General features: G+C 71.1%; 15 protein-coding genes and 1 tRNA gene. 13 read left to right on the top strand and 3 right to left on the bottom strand.

The genetic code is table 11. The features are described 5' to 3' along the window. Positions 1–101: 101 nt before the first annotated feature. Positions 102–185: transfer RNA gene (locus FLM69_RS08610), tRNA-Leu, on the top strand. Between the two features lie 155 nt (positions 186–340). Here FLM69_RS08610 and FLM69_RS08605 read toward each other — a convergent pair. Further along, positions 341–691, bottom strand: coding sequence for a universal stress protein (locus tag FLM69_RS08605; protein ID WP_141843877.1), 351 nt, complete (start codon positions 689–691; stop codon positions 341–343). Positions 692–867: 176 nt separating this feature from the next. On the opposite strand from FLM69_RS08605, the gene FLM69_RS08600 reads away from it, so the two are divergent. The 3 genes from FLM69_RS08600 to tctA are packed head-to-tail and all read left to right on the top strand — an operon-like array spanning position 868 to position 3,939. Continuing rightward, entirely contained in the window at positions 868–1,875 is a 1,008-nt protein-coding gene (locus FLM69_RS08600; protein ID WP_141843876.1) for a tripartite tricarboxylate transporter substrate binding protein, read from the top strand. Further along, positions 1,872–2,432 (top strand): tripartite tricarboxylate transporter TctB family protein, encoded by a 561-nt coding sequence (locus FLM69_RS08595; protein ID WP_036384166.1) that lies wholly within the window; start codon positions 1,872–1,874, stop codon positions 2,430–2,432. The genes FLM69_RS08600 and FLM69_RS08595 overlap by 4 nt, the downstream gene beginning before the upstream one ends. A gap of 1 nt (position 2,433) precedes the next feature. Beyond that, positions 2,434–3,939: a tripartite tricarboxylate transporter permease TctA gene (tctA, locus tag FLM69_RS08590; protein ID WP_134416137.1), complete on the top strand. Its 1,506-nt coding sequence runs from the start codon at positions 2,434–2,436 to the stop codon at positions 3,937–3,939. Positions 3,940–4,050: 111 nt separating this feature from the next. Here tctA and FLM69_RS08585 read toward each other — a convergent pair whose 3' ends face one another. Then, the gene (locus FLM69_RS08585) at positions 4,051–5,016 is read right to left on the bottom strand and encodes a CoA ester lyase (RefSeq protein WP_002858212.1); all 966 of its coding nucleotides are present in this window, start codon (positions 5,014–5,016) and stop codon (positions 4,051–4,053) included. A 344-nt stretch (positions 5,017–5,360) separates the two neighbouring features. Here FLM69_RS08585 and FLM69_RS08580 point away from each other — a divergent pair, with 344 nt between their 5' ends. The 9 genes from FLM69_RS08580 to FLM69_RS08535 all read left to right on the top strand — a co-directional run bounded on the left by FLM69_RS08580 (position 5,361) and on the right by FLM69_RS08535 (position 18,137). Beyond that, a complete protein-coding gene (locus FLM69_RS08580) occupies positions 5,361–6,641 on the top strand; it encodes a Glu/Leu/Phe/Val dehydrogenase (protein WP_141843874.1) in 1,281 nt (426 codons plus the stop codon). Between the two features lie 295 nt (positions 6,642–6,936). Next, positions 6,937–7,488 carry a YceI family protein gene (locus tag FLM69_RS08575; protein ID WP_036384171.1) on the top strand — a complete coding sequence of 184 codons (552 nt, stop codon included), beginning with the start codon at positions 6,937–6,939 and terminating at the stop codon, positions 7,486–7,488. A 106-nt stretch (positions 7,489–7,594) separates the two neighbouring features. Further along, positions 7,595–10,369, top strand: a complete 2,775-nt coding sequence (locus tag FLM69_RS08570) for a DEAD/DEAH box helicase family protein (protein ID WP_181743503.1) — start codon at positions 7,595–7,597, stop codon at positions 10,367–10,369. Next, on the top strand, positions 10,366–11,655 hold the full coding sequence (locus FLM69_RS08560; RefSeq protein WP_052007078.1) for a restriction endonuclease subunit S: 1,290 nt from the start codon (positions 10,366–10,368) through the stop codon (positions 11,653–11,655). The genes FLM69_RS08570 and FLM69_RS08560 overlap by 4 nt, the downstream gene beginning before the upstream one ends. Before the next feature lie 85 nt (positions 11,656–11,740). Beyond that, positions 11,741–13,456, top strand: coding sequence for an ATP-binding protein (locus FLM69_RS08555; RefSeq protein WP_141843870.1), 1,716 nt, complete (start codon positions 11,741–11,743; stop codon positions 13,454–13,456). Next, entirely contained in the window at positions 13,453–14,949 is a 1,497-nt protein-coding gene (locus FLM69_RS08550) for a class I SAM-dependent DNA methyltransferase (protein WP_036384173.1), read from the top strand. The genes FLM69_RS08555 and FLM69_RS08550 overlap by 4 nt, the downstream gene beginning before the upstream one ends. 41 nt (positions 14,950–14,990) lie before the next feature. Then, on the top strand, positions 14,991–15,704 hold the full coding sequence (locus FLM69_RS08545) for a dienelactone hydrolase family protein (protein ID WP_036384174.1): 714 nt from the start codon (positions 14,991–14,993) through the stop codon (positions 15,702–15,704). An 83-nt stretch (positions 15,705–15,787) separates the two neighbouring features. Continuing rightward, positions 15,788–16,693 carry a hypothetical protein gene (locus FLM69_RS08540; RefSeq protein WP_141843868.1) on the top strand — a complete coding sequence of 302 codons (906 nt, stop codon included), beginning with the start codon at positions 15,788–15,790 and terminating at the stop codon, positions 16,691–16,693. Between the two features lie 52 nt (positions 16,694–16,745). After that, positions 16,746–18,137 (top strand): aspartate aminotransferase family protein, encoded by a 1,392-nt coding sequence (locus FLM69_RS08535; protein WP_036316513.1) that lies wholly within the window; start codon positions 16,746–16,748, stop codon positions 18,135–18,137. A gap of 164 nt (positions 18,138–18,301) precedes the next feature. Here the strand turns inward: FLM69_RS08535 and FLM69_RS08530 are convergent, their stop codons facing one another. Next, positions 18,302–19,573, bottom strand: a complete 1,272-nt coding sequence (locus FLM69_RS08530) for a uracil-xanthine permease family protein (protein WP_141843866.1) — start codon at positions 19,571–19,573, stop codon at positions 18,302–18,304. Positions 19,574–19,792: the final 219 nt, after the last annotated feature.

Here is a 19,792-nt window from a genome sequence, read left to right as displayed (position 1 = left end):
CGTCGGGGCCGATTTGCACGCCCGGGCGGGCGGGGGTTAGAGTATTCCTCGCTGCCTGTGACGGTCGCCGGATGCCCGGAGCCGAGAGCAGGAAGCCGCTCGCGCGAGTGGCGGAATTGGTAGACGCGCTGGCTTCAGGTGCCAGTGTTCGCAAGGACGTGGGGGTTCAAGTCCCCCCTCGCGCACCGAGGACGAAGGCCCCGGAACCGTGTGGTTCCGGGGCCTTCGGCGTTCCCAGGCTGGTCCTCACTCGCCGGTTGGGGGCGGTTTCGGGCGGTATCCACGCCGGATACCGCCCGAAACCGCCCCCAAACGCCAGGCTGGGCCGGGCGGGCGGCCCTCACGGCTTGACGCACACCACCGGGGCGCGGGCCTCGAGGATGATCTGCTGCGCGGCCGATCCCAGCAGCAGCTTGCCCACGGGGGAGCGGTGCTTCACGCCCACCACGATCCGGCTCGCGCCCACGCGCTCGGCGTGCTCGAGCAGGTCGCTGACGGCGTCCCGGCCGCGCTCCTGGGCGTGCGCCACGGACACGGCGACGCCGGCCTCGCGCGCCTCCGCCTCGTCCGGCTCGGTCCCGTCGAGGGAGAACCAGACCACGTCCTCTCCGCGCAGGGCCGCCTCCGCCAGGGCGGCCCGCCAGGCCGCGGCGCTCTCGGGGGTGCTGGTTCCGGTGCTGATGATCGTCATGGGGACCACTGTGCGCCATGGACGCGGCCCCCGTCACCACCCGGACCGGTTGTCGTCGGTCACTCTGCGGACGCAGAGCGCACGCCTCCCCGCCGCGCTGTTACCGTGACCTCCACCACTCGCACCTGTCCCCGGCGCCACTCCCTGGCGGCGGGGTGTCTCTGTTAGGAACCGCCATGTCCTCCACCTCCCCCGACGGCCCCCCGCGCCGACGCACGGGGATCGGCCGGATCGTCTTCAGCGTGATCGCGGTGCTCACCGTGCTCGTGGCCTCCGCCTTCTCCATCCGCTCGGCCTCGGGAGGCAACGACATCCGCACCAACCTGACCCTCATCGCCCCCGCGGCCGCCGGCGGCGGCTGGGACTCGTTCCAGCGCGAACTGCAGCAGACCATGCGCGTCAACGGGCTCGTGAACAACGTCCAGGTGGTCAACATCCCCGGCGCTGGCGGCAACATCGCCCTCGGTCAGCTGACCACGCTCGAGGACGCGAACAACCTCATGGTGGGCGGCACCGGCCAGATCGCCGCCCACGCGGCCCGTGGCACCGGCCCCGAGCTCTCCCAGGTCACCGCGGTCAGCCGCGTCGTCGAGGAGTACAGCCTCGTGGTGGTCCCGGCGGACTCGCCGTACCAGAGCATGGACGACCTGGTGACCGCCTGGCGCGCCGACCCCGCCCACGTGGCGTGGACCGGCGGCGGCTCCTTCGACCAGCTCGTCATGGCGGACATCGCCCGCACGGCCGACGTGCCGGTCGCGGACACCACCTACATCCCGTCCGACGGCGGCGGCGAGGCCATCCAGGCCCTGCTCAACGGCACCGCCCAGGCCTCCGCCGGCGGCTTCGCGGACATCTACCCGCAGGTCGAGGCCGGCCGACTGCGCGCCCTCGGCGTGGTGGCGGCCGAGCCGCTGGCCGGCGTCGAGGAGATCCCGACCCTGCGCTCCCAGGGCTACGACGTCACGCTCACCAACTGGCGCGCCCTGTTCGTGCCCCCGGGCGTCTCCGCGGAGGAGCGCACCGAGCTCGAGGCCCTCATCGCCGAGGCGGTCGACACCCCCGAGTGGAAGGAGGCGGTGCAGCGCAACTACTGGAACCCCGTGCCCCTCTCCGGCGCCGAACTCGAGGAGTTCATCGCCGCCGAGAAGGAGCGCATCGGCACGCTGACGGAGGAGATCAAGTGAGCCACGCATCCACCGTCCCACCCGCCGCCGACGCCCCCTCCCGCTGGGGACGCGCCGCCGGGCTCTCCGCGCTCGTCATGCCGGCCGTGCTGGCCGCGTTCAGCCTCTACCTGCTGCTGGGATCCCTGGCCATGGACACCGAGGGCGCCGACTTCCCCGGCCCGGACTTCTTTCCGCTGATCCTCGCGGTCGCGGGCCTCGTGATCGCCGCCGCGCTCGCGGTGGAGGTCGTGCGCGTGCGCCAGTCCCCCGAGGGTCAGGCCGACGCGGACGGCGAGATCGGCCAGGCGGCCGGTCCGCTGACCCTGTTCCACTCGGACTTCGGCGCGCTGGCCTGGTGCTTCCTCGGCTTCCTCGCGTTCGCCGTCCTGCTGCCCTGGCTGGGGTGGATCCTCGCCGGGGCGCTGCTGTTCTGGTGCGTGACGCGCGCGTTCGGCGCCCCGCACCCCGTGTTCGACATCCTCGTCGCCCTGTTCGTCTCCTCGCTGGCCTACCTCGGCTTCGCGGTGGCCCTGGGCCTGACCCTGCCCTCGGGCATCCTGGGAGGTGGCTTCTGACATGGAGACCCTCGGACTCCTCATGGAGGGCTTCGCCGGAGCCCTCACCCCCATGAACCTGCTCTGGGTGGTGCTGGGCTGTCTGCTCGGCACCGCGGTCGGCGTGATGCCTGGACTGGGCTCCTCGATGGCCGTGGCCCTGCTGCTGCCCATGACCTTCGCCCTCGAGCCCACCGCCGCGTTCATCATGTTCTCCGGCGTGTACTTCGGCGGCCTCTTCGGCGACTCCACCATGGCCATCCTCATGAACACCCCCGGCCAGGCCTCGGCCATCGCCTCCACGTTCGAGGGCCACCGCATGGCCCAGGACGGCCGGGCGGCCCAGGCCCTGGCGACGGCGGCGCTCGGCGCCTTCATCGGCGGCATGGTGGCCTCGGTGTGCGTCGTGTTCCTCGCCCCCGTCCTGGCGGAGTTCTCCACGAGCTTCGGGCCCGCGGAGTACTTCGCGCTCGCGCTCTTCGCGTTCGTGGCCACCTCCTCGGTGGTCGCGGACTCGGTGCTGCGCGGCCTGGCCTCCCTGGTGCTGGGACTGGGCATCGCCGTCGTCGGGATCGATGCGGTGACCGGCGCCGAGCGCTTCACGATGGGCTCCCCGCAGCTGTTCGACGGCATTCCGCTCGTGACCGTCACGGTGGCGATCCTCGCGCTCGGCGAGGTGTTCCACGTGGCCTCCCGGGTGCGCCGCGAGCACGAGGACCTGCGCATCCGTCGCACCGGCCGGCCGTGGCTGTCGGGCGCCGAGTTCCGCGAGGCCGCCCCGGCGTGGCTGCGCGGCACGGCGATCGGCCTGCCGTTCGGCATCGTGCCGGTGGGCGGCTCCGAGGTGCCGACGTTCCTGGCGTACTCGGCCGAGCGGCGCCTGGACCGGCGCCGGGCGCATCCGCAGTTCGGCCGCGGCGCGATCCGCGGGCTGGCGGCCCCCGAGGCCGCGGGCAACTCGACCACCGGCATGGCGATGGGTGCCCTGCTCACGCTCGGCCTGCCCGTCTCCGCGACGGCGGCCATCATGCTGGCGGCGTTCCGCCAGTACGGGCTGCAGCCCGGCCCCCTGCTGTTCGACCGCAGCCCGGACCTCGTGTGGGCGCTGCTGGCGAGCTTCTTCATCGCGATGATCGTGCTGCTGGCGATCAACCTGCCGTTCGCGCAGCTGTGGGCCAAGCTCCTGCTCATCCCGAAGCACTACCTCTATGCGGGGATCACGCTGTTCTGCGGGCTGGGCATCTACGCCACCACGGGCGCGGTGTTCGACCTGCTGATGCTCCTGGGGATCGGCGTGCTGGGCTTCCTGATGCGGCGGTACGGCTACCCGCTGGCGCCGCTGATGATCGGCATGGTGCTCGGCCCGCTCGCGGAGACCAGCCTGCGCGACGCCCTGCTCAGCTCGGTGGGCGACCCGGCCGTGCTCGTCTCCACCCCCATCACGTGGGTGATCTACGGGATCCTGGCGATCGTGCTGGCGTTCTCCGTGCGGGCCGCCGTCGTGCGCCGGACGCGCCAGGACGTGTGAGCGGAGGAGGGATCCACGTCCTCCGAGGCAACGCGGGTTGAGTTGTCACCGGTGTGCGGCCTCCGCACCCGTGACAACTCAACCCGCGTTTCTGGTGGGCGGCGGCCTCGCTCAGTAGTGGTACGTGTCCGACGGCGCCGTGATCGCGTTGTCCTGGTCCGGGTACCGCGTGGAGTGCACCCCGAACGCGGTGGCCAGCCCGAGGATCTTCTCCGCGCGCGCCTTGCGGGGCAGGTCGGAGCCGTTGCGGATCTCGCCGCCGTCGGCCTCGAAGTCCGCGAGGAACTCGTGGGCCCACGCCAGCTCCTCCTGAGACGGGCTGAGCCCCTCGTTCACGGCCGCGCACTGCTCCGGCGCGAGGCACAGCTTGCCGGTCATGCCGAACTCCGCGGTCACCGCCGTCGCCTCGGCGAGCTTCACGCCGGTGGAGCCCACGGTCGGCCCGTCGATCGCGCCCGGCAGCCCCGTGGCCCGCGCCGCGATCGTGAACTGGGACCGCGTGTACGCCAGCGCCATCGGCGACTCGCCCAGGCCGGTGTCGCGGCGGAAGTCGCCGATCCCGAACGCCAGCCGGAACGTGCCCTTCGCGGCGGCGATCGAGTCGATCCGCTGCAGCCCGCGCGCCGTCTCCACGAGCGCCACGACGGGCACGCCGGGCAGCCGTCGGGCGGTCTCGTTCACGTGGTCCGTGGACTCCACCATCGCCAGCACGACGCCGGCCAGGCCGCCCTCGGAGACCGGCCCGCCCAGGTGCGCGGGCAGGGCCGCGGCGAGCGCCTCGACGTCCTGCTCCCACCACCGCGAGCCGTAGCCGTTGAGCCGCACCCAGCCGGTGTGCCCGGAGGTCAGCCAGGCGACGGCGTCCGCGCGGGCCTGGTCCTTGTCCTTGGGGGCCACGGCGTCCTCGATGTCGAGGATGACGATGTCCGCGGCCGAGTCCTCGGCGGGCTGGAACCGTTCGGGCTGGGCGGCGTTGACCAGCAGCCAGGAGCGGGCGAGCTCCGGATCGATGCGCTGGCCGGGCACGGGCTGGAACGCGGGGGAGGGGGTGATCGCGGCGGGCAGGGTCACGGTCATGAGGGGCTCCTTCACGGGGCTGGGGCGTCGGGCCGAGGTCGCGGGCGGGGTGCCTCGCGCGGCGGACGGCCGGGGGACGGACCAGGTGGGCCCTGAGCGAGCGGCGTCGGTTCGACGCCGAAGGGCGCCGCGGGTGTGCGGCGCGTCCACAGCACAGTACACGCCACCGTGTCCGACGTCACCCGGGTGGGCGTGGATCTCGGCTCAGAAGGGGTGACGGGTGCGGGGGGAGCGCGTAGCGTTCATCGGGGTCCGGACGACGTCGGCCGCGCAATGGGGCGCGGCCCTCCGCGCGTCGGTCGGGCCGCGACACACCCCTGCCCACCGGACCACGAGGACGCTCAATGACGAGGATCCCCGCCGAGGACGAGGCCGTGACGGCGCCGTCCTCCCCGCTCGACAACGCCCTGGCCCAGCTCTCCGCCGCCGTGAAGACGCTCGGCTACGACGAGGGCCTGCACCAGATGCTCGCCGCCCCCCGCCGCGAGATGGCCGTCTCCATCCCCCTGCGCCGCGACGACGGCTCCACCGAGGTGCTCCGCGGCTACCGCGTGCAGCACAACTTCTCCCGCGGCCCGGCCAAGGGCGGCGTGCGCTTCAGTCAGGACGTGGACCTGGACGAGGTCCGCGCGCTGGCCATGTGGATGACCTGGAAGTGCGCCCTGTTGGACGTGCCCTATGGCGGCGCCAAGGGCGGGGTGGCCATCGACCCCCGCCAGTACTCGAAGGCCGAGCTCGAGCGCGTCACCCGCCGCTACACCTCCGAGATCCAGCCGATCATCGGCCCCGAGGTGGACATCCCCGCCCCGGACGTGGGCACGGACGAGCAGACCATGGCCTGGATGATGGACACCTACTCGGTGAACGTCGGCCACACCACGCTCGGCGTGGTCACCGGCAAGCCCGTCGCGCTCGGCGGCTCGCTGGGCCGCGCCTCCGCCACCTCGGCGGGCGTGGTCCACGTGGCGCTCGCCGCGCTCGAGCACCTCGGCATCGAGCCGTCGCAGGCGACGGCGGCGGTCCAGGGCTTCGGCAAGGTCGGCGCCGGCACGGTCGAGCTGCTCGAGGCGGCCGGCGTGAAGGTCGTGGCCGTGTCCGACCAGTACGGCGCCGTGCGCGACGACGAGGGCCTGCACTACGACGCCCTGCAGAAGCAGCTCTGGGACACCGGCTCCGTGAAGGACACCCCCGGCACCGAGCCCATGGACGCGGACGAACTGCTCGAGATGGACGTGGACCTCGTGGTCCCGGCCGCCGTGCAGTCCGTGCTGACCGAGGAGAACGCCCCGCGCGTGCGCGCCCGGCTGGTCGTGGAGGGCGCCAACGGCCCCACCACGGGCGAGGCCGACCGCATCCTCTCCGAGAAGGGCGTCCTGGTCGTCCCGGACATCCTGGCCAACGCCGGCGGCGTGATCGTCTCCTACTTCGAGTGGGTCCAGGCGAACCAGGCCTACTGGTGGAGCCGCGAGGAGGTGGACGAGCGCCTGAAGCGGCGCATGGTCGCCGCGTGGCAGGCCGTGCTGGCCACCTCCGAGAGCCGCCGCGTGAGCCTGCGCGAGGCCGCCACCCTGACCGCCGTGCAGCGCGTGGCCGAGGCCCACCGCACCCGCGGCCTCTACCCGTGACGGGGGGCGGCCCCGCCGCCTGACCCCGTCCGGCCGCCCGAGCGCGGCCCCGCTGCCCGACCGCGGGCCGACGGCCCGGAACCCCCGGAGGTTCCGGGCCGTCGTCGTGGACGGACTCGTCCCTGATGTGCCCCCGGCCCGTGACATCCGTCTCTATTTCGAATTTTGACGATCAGGCGTGGACGGACCGCCCGGATGATGTTTGAATTTGAAACAAGTTCGGAGGCCGAGGCGCCGCCCGCCGTGGCGGCCCACCCCGGACACACCAGACAGACCCGCTGAAAAGGAGCACCCCATGCGCGCCATCACCCCCGGCACCTGGAACCTGGACGCCGCGCACTCGGACGTCGACTTCGTCGTCCGCCACGCCGGCATCTCCAAGGTCCGCGGCACCTTCCACGCCGTGGAGGGCCAGCTCGTCATCGCCGAGGAGTTCACCCAGTCCTCCGTCGAGGTGACCGTCGACGTCGCCTCCATCAGCACCAAGAACGAGGGTCGCGACGCCCACCTGCGCTCCGCCGACTTCTTCGACGTGGAGCAGTTCCCCACCATGACCTTCCGCTCCACAGAGGTCCGCGGCGAGCCCGAGGAGTTCACCCTGGTCGGCGAGCTGACGCTGCACGGCGTCACCCAGACCGTGGAGCTCGAGGCCGAGTTCGGTGGCCAGGACAAGGATCCCTTCGGCGTGACCCGCGTGGGCTTCGAGGCCACGGGCGAGATCTCCCGCAAGGACTTCGGCCTGACCTGGAACGCGGCCACCGAGGCCGGCGGCCTCCTGGTCTCGGACAAGGTGAAGCTCGAGATCGGCGCCGCCTTCGTGCTGCCCGAGGCCGACGCCCAGGCCTGAGCCCGAGCACCGCACAGGTCGCTGTGCACCCGTCTGAATGAGACGCATCCCCCGGACCGGGCCCCTCGATGAGGGGCCCGGTCTGCTCACGCTATTCTCAGCTTTCATGGACACACCTTCGGATGCCGCCAGGGTCGCCGCCGAGGAGCGGGCCAGGGCTCTCATCGACGAGCAGTTCCGGCGCGCTGGTTGGTCCGTGCAGGACGGCGCTCAGAAGAACCTCATGGCGTCGGCGGGCGTCGCCGTTCGCGAGGTGACCATGCGGGCCGGCCACGGACGTGTCGACTACCTGCTGTACGTCGATCGCCGCCCAGTCGGCGTGATCGAGGCCAAGCCGGTGGGGACGACGCTGGCCGGAGTGGAGTGGCAGTCCGGCATGTACGCCGACGGCCTGCCGGATGACGCACTCAAGCGGGCGGTCGTGGTCGACGGCCGCCTGCCGTTCGTCTTCGAGTCCACGGGGTCCGAGTCATACCTGACCAATGGATACGATCCGAACCCGCGCGCGCGACGGGTCTTCTCGATCCCCCGGCCGGAGTACTTCTCTCAGCTGATGCGGGACGCGGAGGCCGACCCGGACGCGCCGACCTGGCGCGGCAAGGTGCGCGCCATGCCGCCCCTGCAGACGGAGGGCCTGCGCCCGGCGCAGATCGACGCCGTCCGCGGGCTGGAGCGGTCTCTGGCAGAGCAGCGGCATGATCGTTCACTGATCCAGATGGCCACCGGCGCCGGCAAGACGTTCACGGCCATCACGGCGGCGTACCGACTGCTCGCGCACGGCGGGTTCCGCCGCATCCTGTTCCTGGTGGACCGCAACAACCTGGCGGACCAGACACTGGCGGAGTTCGAGAACTACCGCCTGCCGGGTGACGGCCGGCGGTTCACCGAGGTCTACCCGGTGGACAAGCTGCGTCGCGCGGGGATGAGGGACTCCGCCAACGTGGTGATCTCCACGATCCAGCGGGTGTACGCGGGGTTGCAGGGCAAGGAGGTGCCGGACTCGGACGATCCGATGCTGGACGAGTTCGTCCCGGACCGCCCGGTGACCGTGGACTACAGCGCAGACCTTCCCCCGGAGTCCTTCGACCTGGTGATCGTGGATGAGGCGCACCGGTCGATCTACGGCGTGTGGCGGGGCGTGCTGGAGTACTTCGACGCCCACGTGGTGGGGCTGACGGCCACCCCGGGGAAGCAGACGCTCGGCTTCTTCCGCCAGAACCTCGTCTCCGAGTACACCTACCCCCAGTCGGTCGCCGACGGCGTGAACGTGGACTTCGACCTCTACCGGATCCGAACTCAGATCTCGGAGGAGGGGTCGACCATCGAGGCCGGGACGGTGGTTCCGGTGCAGGACAAGTCGACTCGGATCGAGCGCTTCGAGACGCTCGACGAGGACCTCGACTACACGCGCACGCAGCTGGACCGCGCGGTCGTGTCCACGAACCAGATCCGCCTGGTCCTGGAGGTGTTCCGGGATCGGCTGTTCACGGAGATCTTCCCGGGACGCACCGAGGTGCCCAAGACGCTGATCTTCGCCAAGGACGACAACCACGCGGAGAGCATCGTCCGCACGGTCCGCGAGGTGTTCGGCAGGGGCAACGAGTTCGCGGCCAAGATCACCTACAGCGCCCGAGACCCCAAGGGCCAGTTGCAGGCGTTCAGGAACTCGCCGGCCCTGCGTGTGGCCGTGACGGTGGACATGATCGCCACCGGCACGGACGTGAAGCCGCTGGAGTGCGTGCTGTTCATGCGCGATGTCCGCTCGGCCCAGTACTTCGAGCAGATGAAGGGCCGTGGCGCCCGCACCATCCCGGATGCCGACTTCCAGGCGGTGACGCCGGACGCCGCGACGAAGACGCGGTTCGTGATCGTGGACGCCGTCGGCGTGACCGAGCACGACTTCGTGGACCCGCCGCTCAACCGCCAGAAGGCCGTCCCACTGAAGAAGCTCCTGGAGAAGGCCGCGTCACTGACGATCACCGAGGACGAAGCCGCCACCTTGGCCTCGCGGCTGGCCAAGCTCGAACTGGAGCTCTCCGACTCCGAGCGGCAGGAGCTGGACGACGTGGCCGGCGGCTCCGTCCGTCAGATGGTGAAGGACCTCGTGGCAGCCGTGGACGCCGATGAGCAGGCGTCGGTGCGTGCGGAGGCCGCCGCCCGGGGTGAGGACGAAGACAGGGCGCTCGAGGAGCACATCGAGCGGGCCGTGACACCCTTGGCCGCGAATCCGGACCTGCGGATGCGCATCCTCGAGCTGCGCCGGGCGCATGATCGTGTGATCGACGAGGTGAGTGCCGATGTGCTCCTCGACGCCTACGGCGTGGTGGATGCGGACAAAGCCCGTTCCGTGGTCGAGTCCTGGTCCGCCTACCTGGAAGAGCACCGTGATGAGATCACGGCGGTGCAGGTGATGTTCGAGGCGGGTGAGAGGCGGCTGCAGTACGCGCAGGTGGCCGAGCTCGCCGAACGGATCAAGCGCCCGCCGTATTCGTGGACGCCCGAGATCCTCTGGAAGGCGTACGAGTCCCTCGACGCCGGCCGGGTGCGGAGGAGCGATCACCACACCCTCACGGATCTCGTCTCCCTGCTGCGGTTCGCCACGGGCACCGATGACGAGCTCGTGCCCTTCGCCGACCGCGTGCGGGAGAACTACGCCGGCTGGCTGCTGGCCCAGGAGCAGGCCGGAGCCGAGTTCTCCGACACGCAGCGGTGGTGGCTGGACCGGATGGTGGAGGTGATCGGCGCGTCCGCCGAGCTGACCGTGGACGATCTGGAGGGCGCGCCCTTCACCGACCGCGGGGGCATCGACGGTGCCGTCCGCGACCTCGGCCCGCGGGCAGGGTTGCTGATCGAGGAACTGAACGAGGAGTTGACGGCGTGACGGGGCAGTGGGAGTGGACGACGCTCCGGGAGGTTCTCGTCCCGCAGCCGAACAAGAAGCCGTTGCAACAGGGCTGGAGTCCGAAGTGCATCCCCTCTCCGTCGCCCGACTCCGAGACGTGGGGCGTCTTGAAGACCACTGCGATTCAACCGGGCCGATTCGACGAGACACAGAACAAGGAGCTCCCAGCGACTCTTGCGCCCCGCCCGGCGATCGAAGTGCAGCAAGGTGACCTGTTGATGACGTGCGCGGGCCCGCGATCTCGCTGCGGCATTCCTGCCCTGGTGCGATCGACTCGCCCGCGGCTCATGATGTCCGGCAAGATGTACCGCTTCCGCCCGGTGGAGGGTGTGGACTCTGCCTTTCTTGAGAAGTGGTTGCTCTCTGCTGAGGCACAGGCGCGGATTGACGCGATGAAGACGGGGATCAGCGATAGCGGCCTGAACCTGACTCAGGATCGGTTCCTCGCGCTTCCTGTCCCTATGCCGGGCATGGAGGAGCAACGTCGGATCGTGGACATCGTCGAGGAGCACTTCGCGCGGCTCGACGTTGCTGAGGGGTCTTTAGATGTGGCTGACAAGCGCTTGGAAGGTTTGGTAGAGAGTGCAATTCAGTTATGCCTGGACTGGGGCAGTGTGCGGCAGGTTGAATTGAGAAGTCTCCTTGCGGAGCCCCTTGCGAATGGCCGCTCGGTTCCTACGCGGGAGGATGGATTCCCTGTAATTCGATTGACCGCGATTCGCGACGGGTGGGTTGACCCATTGCAGAGAAAGGGAGGTGACTGGAGTCGAAACGACGCCAAGAAGTGGCTGATTCGTCCGGGTGACTTTCTGCTGTCGCGCGGTAACGGTTCTTTGGGCCTTGTCGGACGAGGGGGGCTTGTTCTGGATGATCCTGGTGAGGTTGCATTTCCCGACACCATTGTTCGCCTTCGCCCGAATAGAGAGAAGATCGATCTGGACTATCTTTCCATGTTGTGGAACTCGCGATTAGTTCGTCGACAAATTGAGTCCAGGGTCAGGACTACCGCGGGGATCTACAAGATCAATCAAGAAGCGCTCAAGTCCATCGAAATTCCCGTGCCCAGTCTTGAAGTCCAGGGCCGCCTGGCATCCTCAATCGGAGGAGTTCGCTTGGCGGGACGACGCATTGCAGGCGTGGTGGAAGCCGAGCGGCGGCGCACCGCGGCCCTCCGCCGCGCGATCCTCACCGCTGCCTTCGCCGGCCGCCTGAGCGGACGCTCGACGGACACGGAGGTCATCGAGGAGCTGGTGGCGTCGAGGTGAGTCGCCCGCTGCTACTCACGGCGCGTCGTCATTGCAGTCGTCATTGCACGTATCATTGCAACGTTGCAATGAGGGAGGGGTGTTGATGCTCGACGAGGTCCTCGCGCAGCTCCGCAGCACGGGTTCGGAGACCGCGCTGATCGAGGTCAAGTCTGCCGCAGGGGGGTGTCCGAGGTCGGTGCGCGAGACCCTCAGCGCCTTCGCCAACGCCCGTGGCGGCGTCGTCGTACTCGGCCTGGACGACTCCACCTTCGAGCCCACGGGCGCCGATGCGCCCGCCCTCCGGGACGCGCTGGCAGGGATGGCCGCGGATGACATGACGCCCCCCGTGCGAGGAGTCATCAGCATCGAGAACGCGGAGGGCGGCCACCAGGTGGTGGTCATGGAGGTCCCCGAGTTCGCCCCTGACCAGAAGCCCTGCTACATCACCGCCGCCGGCCGCTACCAGGGCTCCTACACCCGGAGCGACGAGGGTGACCGGCGCCTGACGGCCTATGAGATCGACCGGCTCATCGAAGGCCAGGGGCAGCCGCAGCATGACCGCGAACCGGTGCACGGAGCCACGGCGGATGACCTGCGGCCGGACCTCGTGGAGGCCCTCACCGGCCGACTGCGGACCGTTCAGCCGCGCGCCTTCGGCTCCCTGACGGATCAGGAGTGCCTGCGGCGGGCCAACGTCCTCGTCGACGCAGACGGGGTCCTCGTCCCCACTCTCGCCGGGCTGCTGGCGTGCGGCGAATACCCCCAGGGATTCTTCCCCCAGCTCAGCATCTCCGTCGTGGTCCTCCCCGGAACGACGTTCGGCGACACCGGGCCGCACGGCGAGCGCTTCGTGGACAACCGCACGTGCGAGGGGCCCCTCGTGGACATGATCGCGGATGCCCGCGACGTGCTCGTCCGGCACATGTCCCGGGCCTCCGTCATCGACGGGACAGGCAGGGCGGACCGCCTCGAATACCCACTCGAGGTGATCCGCGAGCTGCTCGTCAACGCCGTGATGCACCGGGACTACTCGGCGGGGGCCCGGGGGACCCAAGTGCAGGTGGAGCTCTACCCCGACCGCCTCGTGGTGCGGAGCCCGGGCGGCTTCTTCGGCCCCGTGGACCCGTCTTCCTTCGGCGAGCCGGACGTCTCCTCCTCCCGGAACAGCGTCCTGGCACGGCTCCTCTCCGACCTGCCGGGCTCCGACGGCAGGATGATCCCCGAGAACCGCGGATCCGGAATCCCGACCGTGCTGAAGGTGCTCGAGGCCGCCGGCATGGTCCCGCCCGAGTTCCACAGCACGCTGACGCGAGTCGAGGTGGACGTGGCCCACGACTCCCTCCTCACGGCGGAGACCCACGAATGGATTCAGGGGCTGGGCCAGGACGGACTGACGCAGTGGCAGATCCAGGCACTCGCCCTGGCCCGCAGCGGGCGGACCGTGCGGAACCAGACGCTGCAGGGATGGGGCGCCCATCAGGCGGACGCCACGCGGGAGCTGTCCGACCTCGTGCGGCGCGGGCTCACCGTCAAGCTGGGCGACCGCCGGGGTGCCAGGTACACGCTGAACCCCGACTACGTGCCGCCGGCCGCCGAGACGGGTGCGGGAGGGCTGAGCGAGCGGCAGCAGGCCATCCTCCGTGCCCTTGCCGACGGCCCCATGAAGGCCACGGAGGTGGGTGACGCCGTCGGCACCTCCTACCGGACCGCCATGAACGCGCTGAACGACCTCATCGAGGCCGGGCTGGTCGAACCCACCGCCCCGCCCCGCAGCAGAAGACGCCGCTACCGGCTCACCCCCCAGGAGGAAACCGCATGACCGTCGACGCCCGCCGCCTGGTGGACAAGCTCTGGTCCTACGTCCACGTCCTGCGGGACGACGGCGTGGGCGTGCTGGACTACACCGAACAGCTCACCTACCTGCTGTTCCTCAAGATGGCCCACGAGCGCGCCACCCGCCCGCTCAAGCCGGAGCAGGTGCTGCCGGAGCAGTACTCGTGGCAGCGCCTCATGGATGCGCGCGGACAGGACCTCGAAGCGGTCTACACCGGCATGCTCCAGGGGCTCTCCCGTGAGCCCGGTGTCGTCGGCACCATCTTCCGGAAGGCGCAGAACCGCATCCAGGACCCGGCCAAGCTCCGCAGGATCATCGTGGACCTCATCGGCGCACAGCAGTGGTCCCAGTCCGGCACGGACCTCAACGGCGACGCCTACGAGGCCATCCTCGCGCGCAGCGCGTCCGACGGAAGCTCCGGTGCCGGCCAGTACTTCACCCCCCGTGCTCTCATCGAGGCGATCGTGGACGCGGTGGACCCCACGGTGGAGGACACCGTGGTGGACCCGGCCGCCGGCACCGGCGGATTCCTCCTCGTGGCGCATGACCACGCCTCCCGGGAGGCGAGTTCCATGACGCCCACCCAGCGGGAGAAGCTGAGGGACGACTTCGTCCACGGCTACGAGCTGGTGGACGCCACCGCGCGGCTCGCCGCGATGAACCTCCTGCTCCACGGCATGGGCCGCTATGACGGAGACTCGCTGATCGACGTCCGGGACTCCCTGACGTCCGCGCCCAGCCGCCGCTGGTCCGTGGTCCTCTCCAACCCGCCTTTCGGGCGCAAGTCCTCCATGACCGTGGTGGGCGACGACGGCCGTGAGGTGCGGGAGGACCGCGAGATCGTCCGCCAGGACTTCGTGGCCACCACCAGCAACAAGCAGCTGAACTTCGTCCAGCACATCATGACGATCCTGGACGTGAATGGGCGGGCCGCCGTCGTGCTCCCTGACAACGTGCTGTTCGAAGGCGGTGCCGGCGAGGTGATCCGACGCAAGCTCCTCACGGACTTCCACCTCCACACGCTCCTGCGCCTGCCCACGGGCATCTTCTACGCCCAGGGCGTCAAGGCGAACGTGATCTTCTTCGACAAGAAGCCGGCCCGTCCCGGCGAGGTCTGGACCGATGCGATGGCCGTGTACGACCTCCGGACCAACAAGCACTTCACCCTCAAGCAGAGCCCCCTCCGCAGAGCCGACCTGGATGAGTTCGTGTCCGGATACCGGCGTCCGGAGGCGCAGGTCGGGGAACGGTGGAAGACCTTCACCTACGACGAGCTCATCGCCCGCGACAAGGCCAACCTGGACATCACGTGGCTGCGCGACGAGACCCTCGAGGACATGGACAACCTGCCGTCCCCGGACGTTCTGGCCCGGGAGATCGTCGAGGACCTCACCGCAGCTCTCGCCGAGTTCGAAGCCGTGGCCGTCTCGCTGGAGGAGCAGCTCTCGTCAGCGGACGGAACGCAGGAGGACCGCTGACCCCTCGCAGAGGGGCCCGGTCCGCTCGTAGTGTGGGGGACATGATGGCTTCGAAGACCCCGCACCAGAACGTCACGTTCGACCTGCCCACCAAGGACGGCGACCAGACGGGCCACGGCTACCTCGCGCTGCCCGCCTCCGGGAAGGGCCCCGGCGTGATCGTGATCCAGGAGTGGTGGGGTCTGGTGGACCACATCAAGGATGTGTGCGACCGCCTCGCCGACCTCGGCTTCGTCGCGCTCGCCCCCGACCTCTACGGAGGCTGGATCGCCCACGACGGCGACGAGGCCGGCGAGATGATGCAGAACCTGCCCGCCGAGGAGGGCGCCCGCCAGCTCGCCGGTGCCGTCGACTGGCTCCTGGCCCGGGACGAGGTGACCTCGCAGACCGTGGGCGCGATCGGCTTCTGCATGGGCGGCGGCTTCGTGCTCGCCCTCGCGGCCCAGCAGGGGGACAAGGTCTCCGCCGCCGTGCCCTTCTACGGCGTGGGCCAGGGCGTGCCCGGTGACTTCTCCGGCGTCACCGCCGCCGTCCAGGGCCACTACGCCGAGCAGGACGACTCCTTCCCCGTCGAGGACGCGCGGAGGCAGGAGCAGCAGATCCGCGAGGAGTCCGGGGCCGACGTCGAGTACTTCTACTACGACGCCCCGCACGCCTTCCACAACGACGAGAACCCCCAGGGCAACTACCGGCCCGAGGCCGCCGCCCTCGCCTGGGACCGCGCGGTCTCCTTCCTGAAGGAGAAGGTCCGCTGAGCGGCTCCCGTGGCGGCCGGGGCGGGAAGTCCCGCGCGAGCAGGGGCGGCCCCGCCCGGTCCACCCGCTCCGGCGGGCGTGGCGTGGCCAAGGGCGTGAAGCCCGCGGGCCGCGCCGGGGGCGAGGGCCGGCGTCGTCCCGCGCCCGCGCCGCCGGCCGACCTGCCCGTCCCGCCGGAGACCCTCTTCCTGGCCACCATCCCCGGGGCCACGCCGTCCACGTGGGTGGAGCGGTTCACCACGCGCCAGCGCACGGTGCAGCTCGTCAACCACGACGACGCCGCCCAGCTGGCCCACCTCGCCCACGACGACGCCGGTCAGCCCCGCCACTTCCTGCCGCAGCTGGGCTATGTGCGGCGCCGACGCGACGTGTCCGCCGAGGAGTTCCTGCGCGCCGGCGGCGTCGACCCGGGCCACGTGCACCTCGTGGGCGTGTACTCCGAGCTGCCGGTGGTGTGCGTGGGCAAGGACCACCTGCTCGCCGCCTGGGACGTGGACGCGGACGGCCCCGTGCCGCCCGCCGAGCTCGACCCGGACGAGGAGCTGGACCCCGCCCGCTTCGCCCCGGCCCCCAGCGCAGAGCCGATGGACGCCGCCGAGCCGCCCGGCGCGGGCGAGCGGATGGCCCTGGAGATCGCCGCGGCTGGCGCCGGCCACGTCGTGCTGCCGATGTCCGTGGCCCGCATGTTCGGCCGCAAGGACGTGATCGTGCTGCCGCTGGCCTCCACCCTCGACGACACCGTGGGCCTGTCCCGCGCCGACCGCGAGGCCGCCGCCACGCGGTCCGCGCTCGCGGACGAGCAGGCGCGGGCCGAGGCGGAGGCGGGCGCCGCCGTCGTCGACGGGCCGGATCCCGCGCGCCACGGCGACGACGACGCCCGCCACCCCGGCTGGGACGTCGCCCTGGCCTGGCTCAAGGCGGCCGACTCGGAGCTCGTGCAGGCGTTCGTGGGGGTGGCGCGCGGGCGGCGGGGCGCCAGCTCGCGCTGAGGGCGGGCGCGCCTATGCTCGGAATGAGCCGCATCACACTCAAGGAGGGCGCATGTCCGAGCATCAGCAGCACGTCGGCCGCCGGGACCCCCGGATCAGCGACGAGGCCATCGAGCGCGGCCGCCGCGCCCACGAGCTCGACCGCGCGCACGTGTTCCACTCGTGGAGCGCGCAGCGCGACCTCACACCCATGACCATCCTCGACGCCGAGGGGTCGTGGGTGTGGGACGGCGAGGGTCGGCCCATGGTCGACTTCAGCGGGCAGCTCGTCTTCACGAACGTCGGCCACCGCCACCCGAAGATCGTGGCCGCGATCCGGGAGCAGGCCGAGACGCTCGCCACCGTGGCCCCGCAGCACGTCAACGACGCCCGGTCCGAGGCGGCCCGGCTGATCACGGAGCGGCTGCCGGAGTCCATCAACCACGTGTTCTTCACGAACGCGGGCGCGGAGGCCAACGAGCACGCGGTGCGGATGGCACGCCTGCACACGGGCCGGCACAAGGTGCTCTCCGCGTACCTCTCGTACCACGGCGCCACGCGCCTGACGGCGAACCTGACCGGCTCCCTGCGGCGCGTGGGCTCGGACTCGGCGTCCGACGGCGTCGTGCACTTCCAGCCCGCGTACACGTACCGCTCCGCGTTCGGCTCGGAGAGCGACGAGCAGGAGGCCGAGCGCGCGCTGGCCCACCTGCGCGACGTGATCGAGCTCGAGGGCCCCTCCACCGTGGCCGCCGTGATCCTCGAGGCCGTCCCCGGCACCGCGGGCATCTTCCTGCCGCCGCCCGGCTACATGGCCGGCGTCAAGGAGCTGTGCCGTGAGCACGGGATCCTGCTGATCATCGACGAGGTCATGGTCGGCTTCGGCCGCGTGGGCGAGTGGTTCGGCCACCAGCTGACGGGCGTCACCCCGGACATCGTCACGTTCGCCAAGGGGGTCAACTCCGGGTATGTGCCGTTGGGCGGCGTCGCCATGAGCGACGACGTCTACGAGAGCTTCGCGACCACGCCCTACCCCGGCGGCCTGACCTACTCGGGCCACCCCCTCGCGTGCGCGGCCGCCGTCGCCGCGATCACCGCGATGGAGGAGGAGGGCATGGTCGCCCACGCGAAGCGCATCGGCGAGGAGGTCATCGGGCCGCGCCTGGCCGAGATCGCCGCGGCCCACCCGAGCGTGGGCGACGTGCGCGGCGCCGGCGCGTTCTGGGCCGTCGAGCTGGTGAAGGACCGGCAGACCCGGGAGCGGCTGGCCCCGCTCGGTCAGGTCGCGCCCGTGATGGGGCGGATGATGGCCGAGGCCAAGGACCGCGGGCTGCTGCTGTTCATGGCCGAGAACCGGTTCCACCTGTGCCCGCCGCTGAACATCTCGGACGAGGACCTGCGCTTCGGCCTCGACGTGCTCGACCAGGTCCTCGCCCTCGCCGACGAGGAGGTCGCGGCCGGCTGACGGGACCCGCCCCCCAGCCCCGCCTCGCCCTGCCCGCCCCCGCCCAGCGTTTTCGAACGTGAAAGGGGGGTTCTCAGCGCTTTCGGTCGTGAGATTGGCCCTATCTCACGACCGAAAGTGCGCGTGGCGCGAGGATGCGCGAAGCGGGGTGCGCGGCGCCGGGGTCAGCCGAGCCGGCCGGCCTCCGAGGCCTCGAACTCCTCCTCGTCCTCGGGCACCGGCTCGGTGCCGCGGGCGCGGGCGATCGCCGTCATGAGGTGGTACACCACCAGGGCGGCGACCGTGCCGAGCGTGATGCCACCGAACACGAGCCCGCCCACCACGAGCTGGGGGTCGGCGATCGCGATGATCAGCCCCGCACCCGCCGCCATGAGGTTCACGGTGTTGGAGAAGTCCACACGGTTCTGCACCCAGATGCGCACGCCCATCATGCCGATCATCCCGTAGAGGATGATGCCCGCGCCGCCGGCCACCCCGGCCGGGATGGTGGCGACGGCGGCCCCGAACTTCGGCAGGAACGCGAGGGCGATCGCGGTCAGGCCGGCCACCCAGTACGCCGCCGTCGAGTAGACGCGCGAGCTGGCCATCACGCCGATGTTCTCCGCATACGTGGTGGTGCCGACGCCGCCGCCCGCGCCGGAGAGCATGGTGGACAGGCCGTCCGCGATCAGGGCACGGCCGGTGAGCGGGTCCAGGTCGCGCTTGGTCATCAGCCCGACGGTCCTGACATGGCCGATGTTCTCCGCGACCAGCACGAGCACGACGGGCAGGAACAGGGGCAGCAGTTCCCAGCGCAGCTCCGGGCCGTGGAAGGGCGGCAGCCCGATCCAGGCGGCCTCCCCGACGGCGGCGAAGTCCACCTGGCCCTGCGCGAGGGCCAGCACGTAGCCCACCACGATGCCCACGAGGATGGACAGGCGGCCCAGGAGCCCCCGGAACGTCACGGCCGTGAGCACCACCGCCAGGGCCGTGCCGAACGTGGTGACCGGCACCTCCTGCATGGCCGTCGTCGTGGCGCCGGCGAGGTTGAGGCCGATCAGGGCCACGATCGTGCCCATCACCGCCGGCGGCATGAGCGCGTGGATCCAGCCGGTGCCGGCGCGGTGCACGATCACGCCGATCACCGTGAGCAGCAGGCCCGTCACGAGGATGCCGCCGAGCGCGGCCCCCGTGCCGCCGATCGTGGCGGCGGCCGTCAGCGGTGCGATGAACGCGAACGAGCTGCCCAGGTACGAGGGCAGGCGGTTGCCCGTGATGACCAGGAAGAGCAGGGTGCCGAGGCCGGAGAAGAGCAGCGCCGTCGTCGCGGGCATGCCGGTCAGGGCGGGCACGAGCACGGTGGCGCCGAACATGGCCATCACGTGCTGCACGCCGATGCCCACGGTCCGCGGCCAGCTCAGCCGCTCGTCCGGGGCGACGACGGTGCCCGGGGTGATGGTCCGGCCGTCGCCGTGGAGGCGCCAGCCGGGGCCGCGTGAGGGCCGGGTGGGGGTGGGGGGCGGTGCGGTGGGGGGCGGGGGGGCGGCTGGGCGGGGAGGCCGGGGGGGTGGAGGGGGCGGGGGGGGGGGGCGTGGGGCGGTTGGGGCGGCGGGTGAAGGTGGGGCGGGGCGGCGCGGGCTAGCGGGGGGGCGCCACGGTGGAGGGGCGGCGGATGT

It is taken from the genome of Micrococcus sp. R8502A1, from assembly GCF_006704135.1.
GTDB lineage: Bacteria > Actinomycetota > Actinomycetes > Actinomycetales > Micrococcaceae > Micrococcus > Micrococcus luteus.
This window is presented reverse-complemented; position numbering and strand designations above follow the sequence as displayed.

What these genes read in the sequence shown, in the direction of transcription:
- FLM69_RS08605 (WP_141843877.1), bottom strand. Translation starts at nt 691, where the DNA reads ATGACGATCATCAGCACCGGAACCAGCACCCCCGAGAGCGCCGCGGCC.
- FLM69_RS08600 (WP_141843876.1), top strand. Translation starts at nt 868, where the DNA reads ATGTCCTCCACCTCCCCCGACGGCCCCCCGCGCCGACGCACGGGGATC.
- tctA (WP_134416137.1), top strand. Translation starts at nt 2,434, where the DNA reads ATGGAGACCCTCGGACTCCTCATGGAGGGCTTCGCCGGAGCCCTCACC.
- FLM69_RS08585 (WP_002858212.1), bottom strand. Translation starts at nt 5,016, where the DNA reads ATGACCGTGACCCTGCCCGCCGCGATCACCCCCTCCCCCGCGTTCCAG.
- FLM69_RS08580 (WP_141843874.1), top strand. Translation starts at nt 5,361, where the DNA reads ATGACGAGGATCCCCGCCGAGGACGAGGCCGTGACGGCGCCGTCCTCC.
- FLM69_RS08575 (WP_036384171.1), top strand. Translation starts at nt 6,937, where the DNA reads ATGCGCGCCATCACCCCCGGCACCTGGAACCTGGACGCCGCGCACTCG.
- FLM69_RS08570 (WP_181743503.1), top strand. Translation starts at nt 7,595, where the DNA reads ATGGACACACCTTCGGATGCCGCCAGGGTCGCCGCCGAGGAGCGGGCC.
- FLM69_RS08555 (WP_141843870.1), top strand. Translation starts at nt 11,741, where the DNA reads ATGCTCGACGAGGTCCTCGCGCAGCTCCGCAGCACGGGTTCGGAGACC.
- FLM69_RS08550 (WP_036384173.1), top strand. Translation starts at nt 13,453, where the DNA reads ATGACCGTCGACGCCCGCCGCCTGGTGGACAAGCTCTGGTCCTACGTC.
- FLM69_RS08545 (WP_036384174.1), top strand. Translation starts at nt 14,991, where the DNA reads ATGATGGCTTCGAAGACCCCGCACCAGAACGTCACGTTCGACCTGCCC.
- FLM69_RS08535 (WP_036316513.1), top strand. Translation starts at nt 16,746, where the DNA reads ATGTCCGAGCATCAGCAGCACGTCGGCCGCCGGGACCCCCGGATCAGC.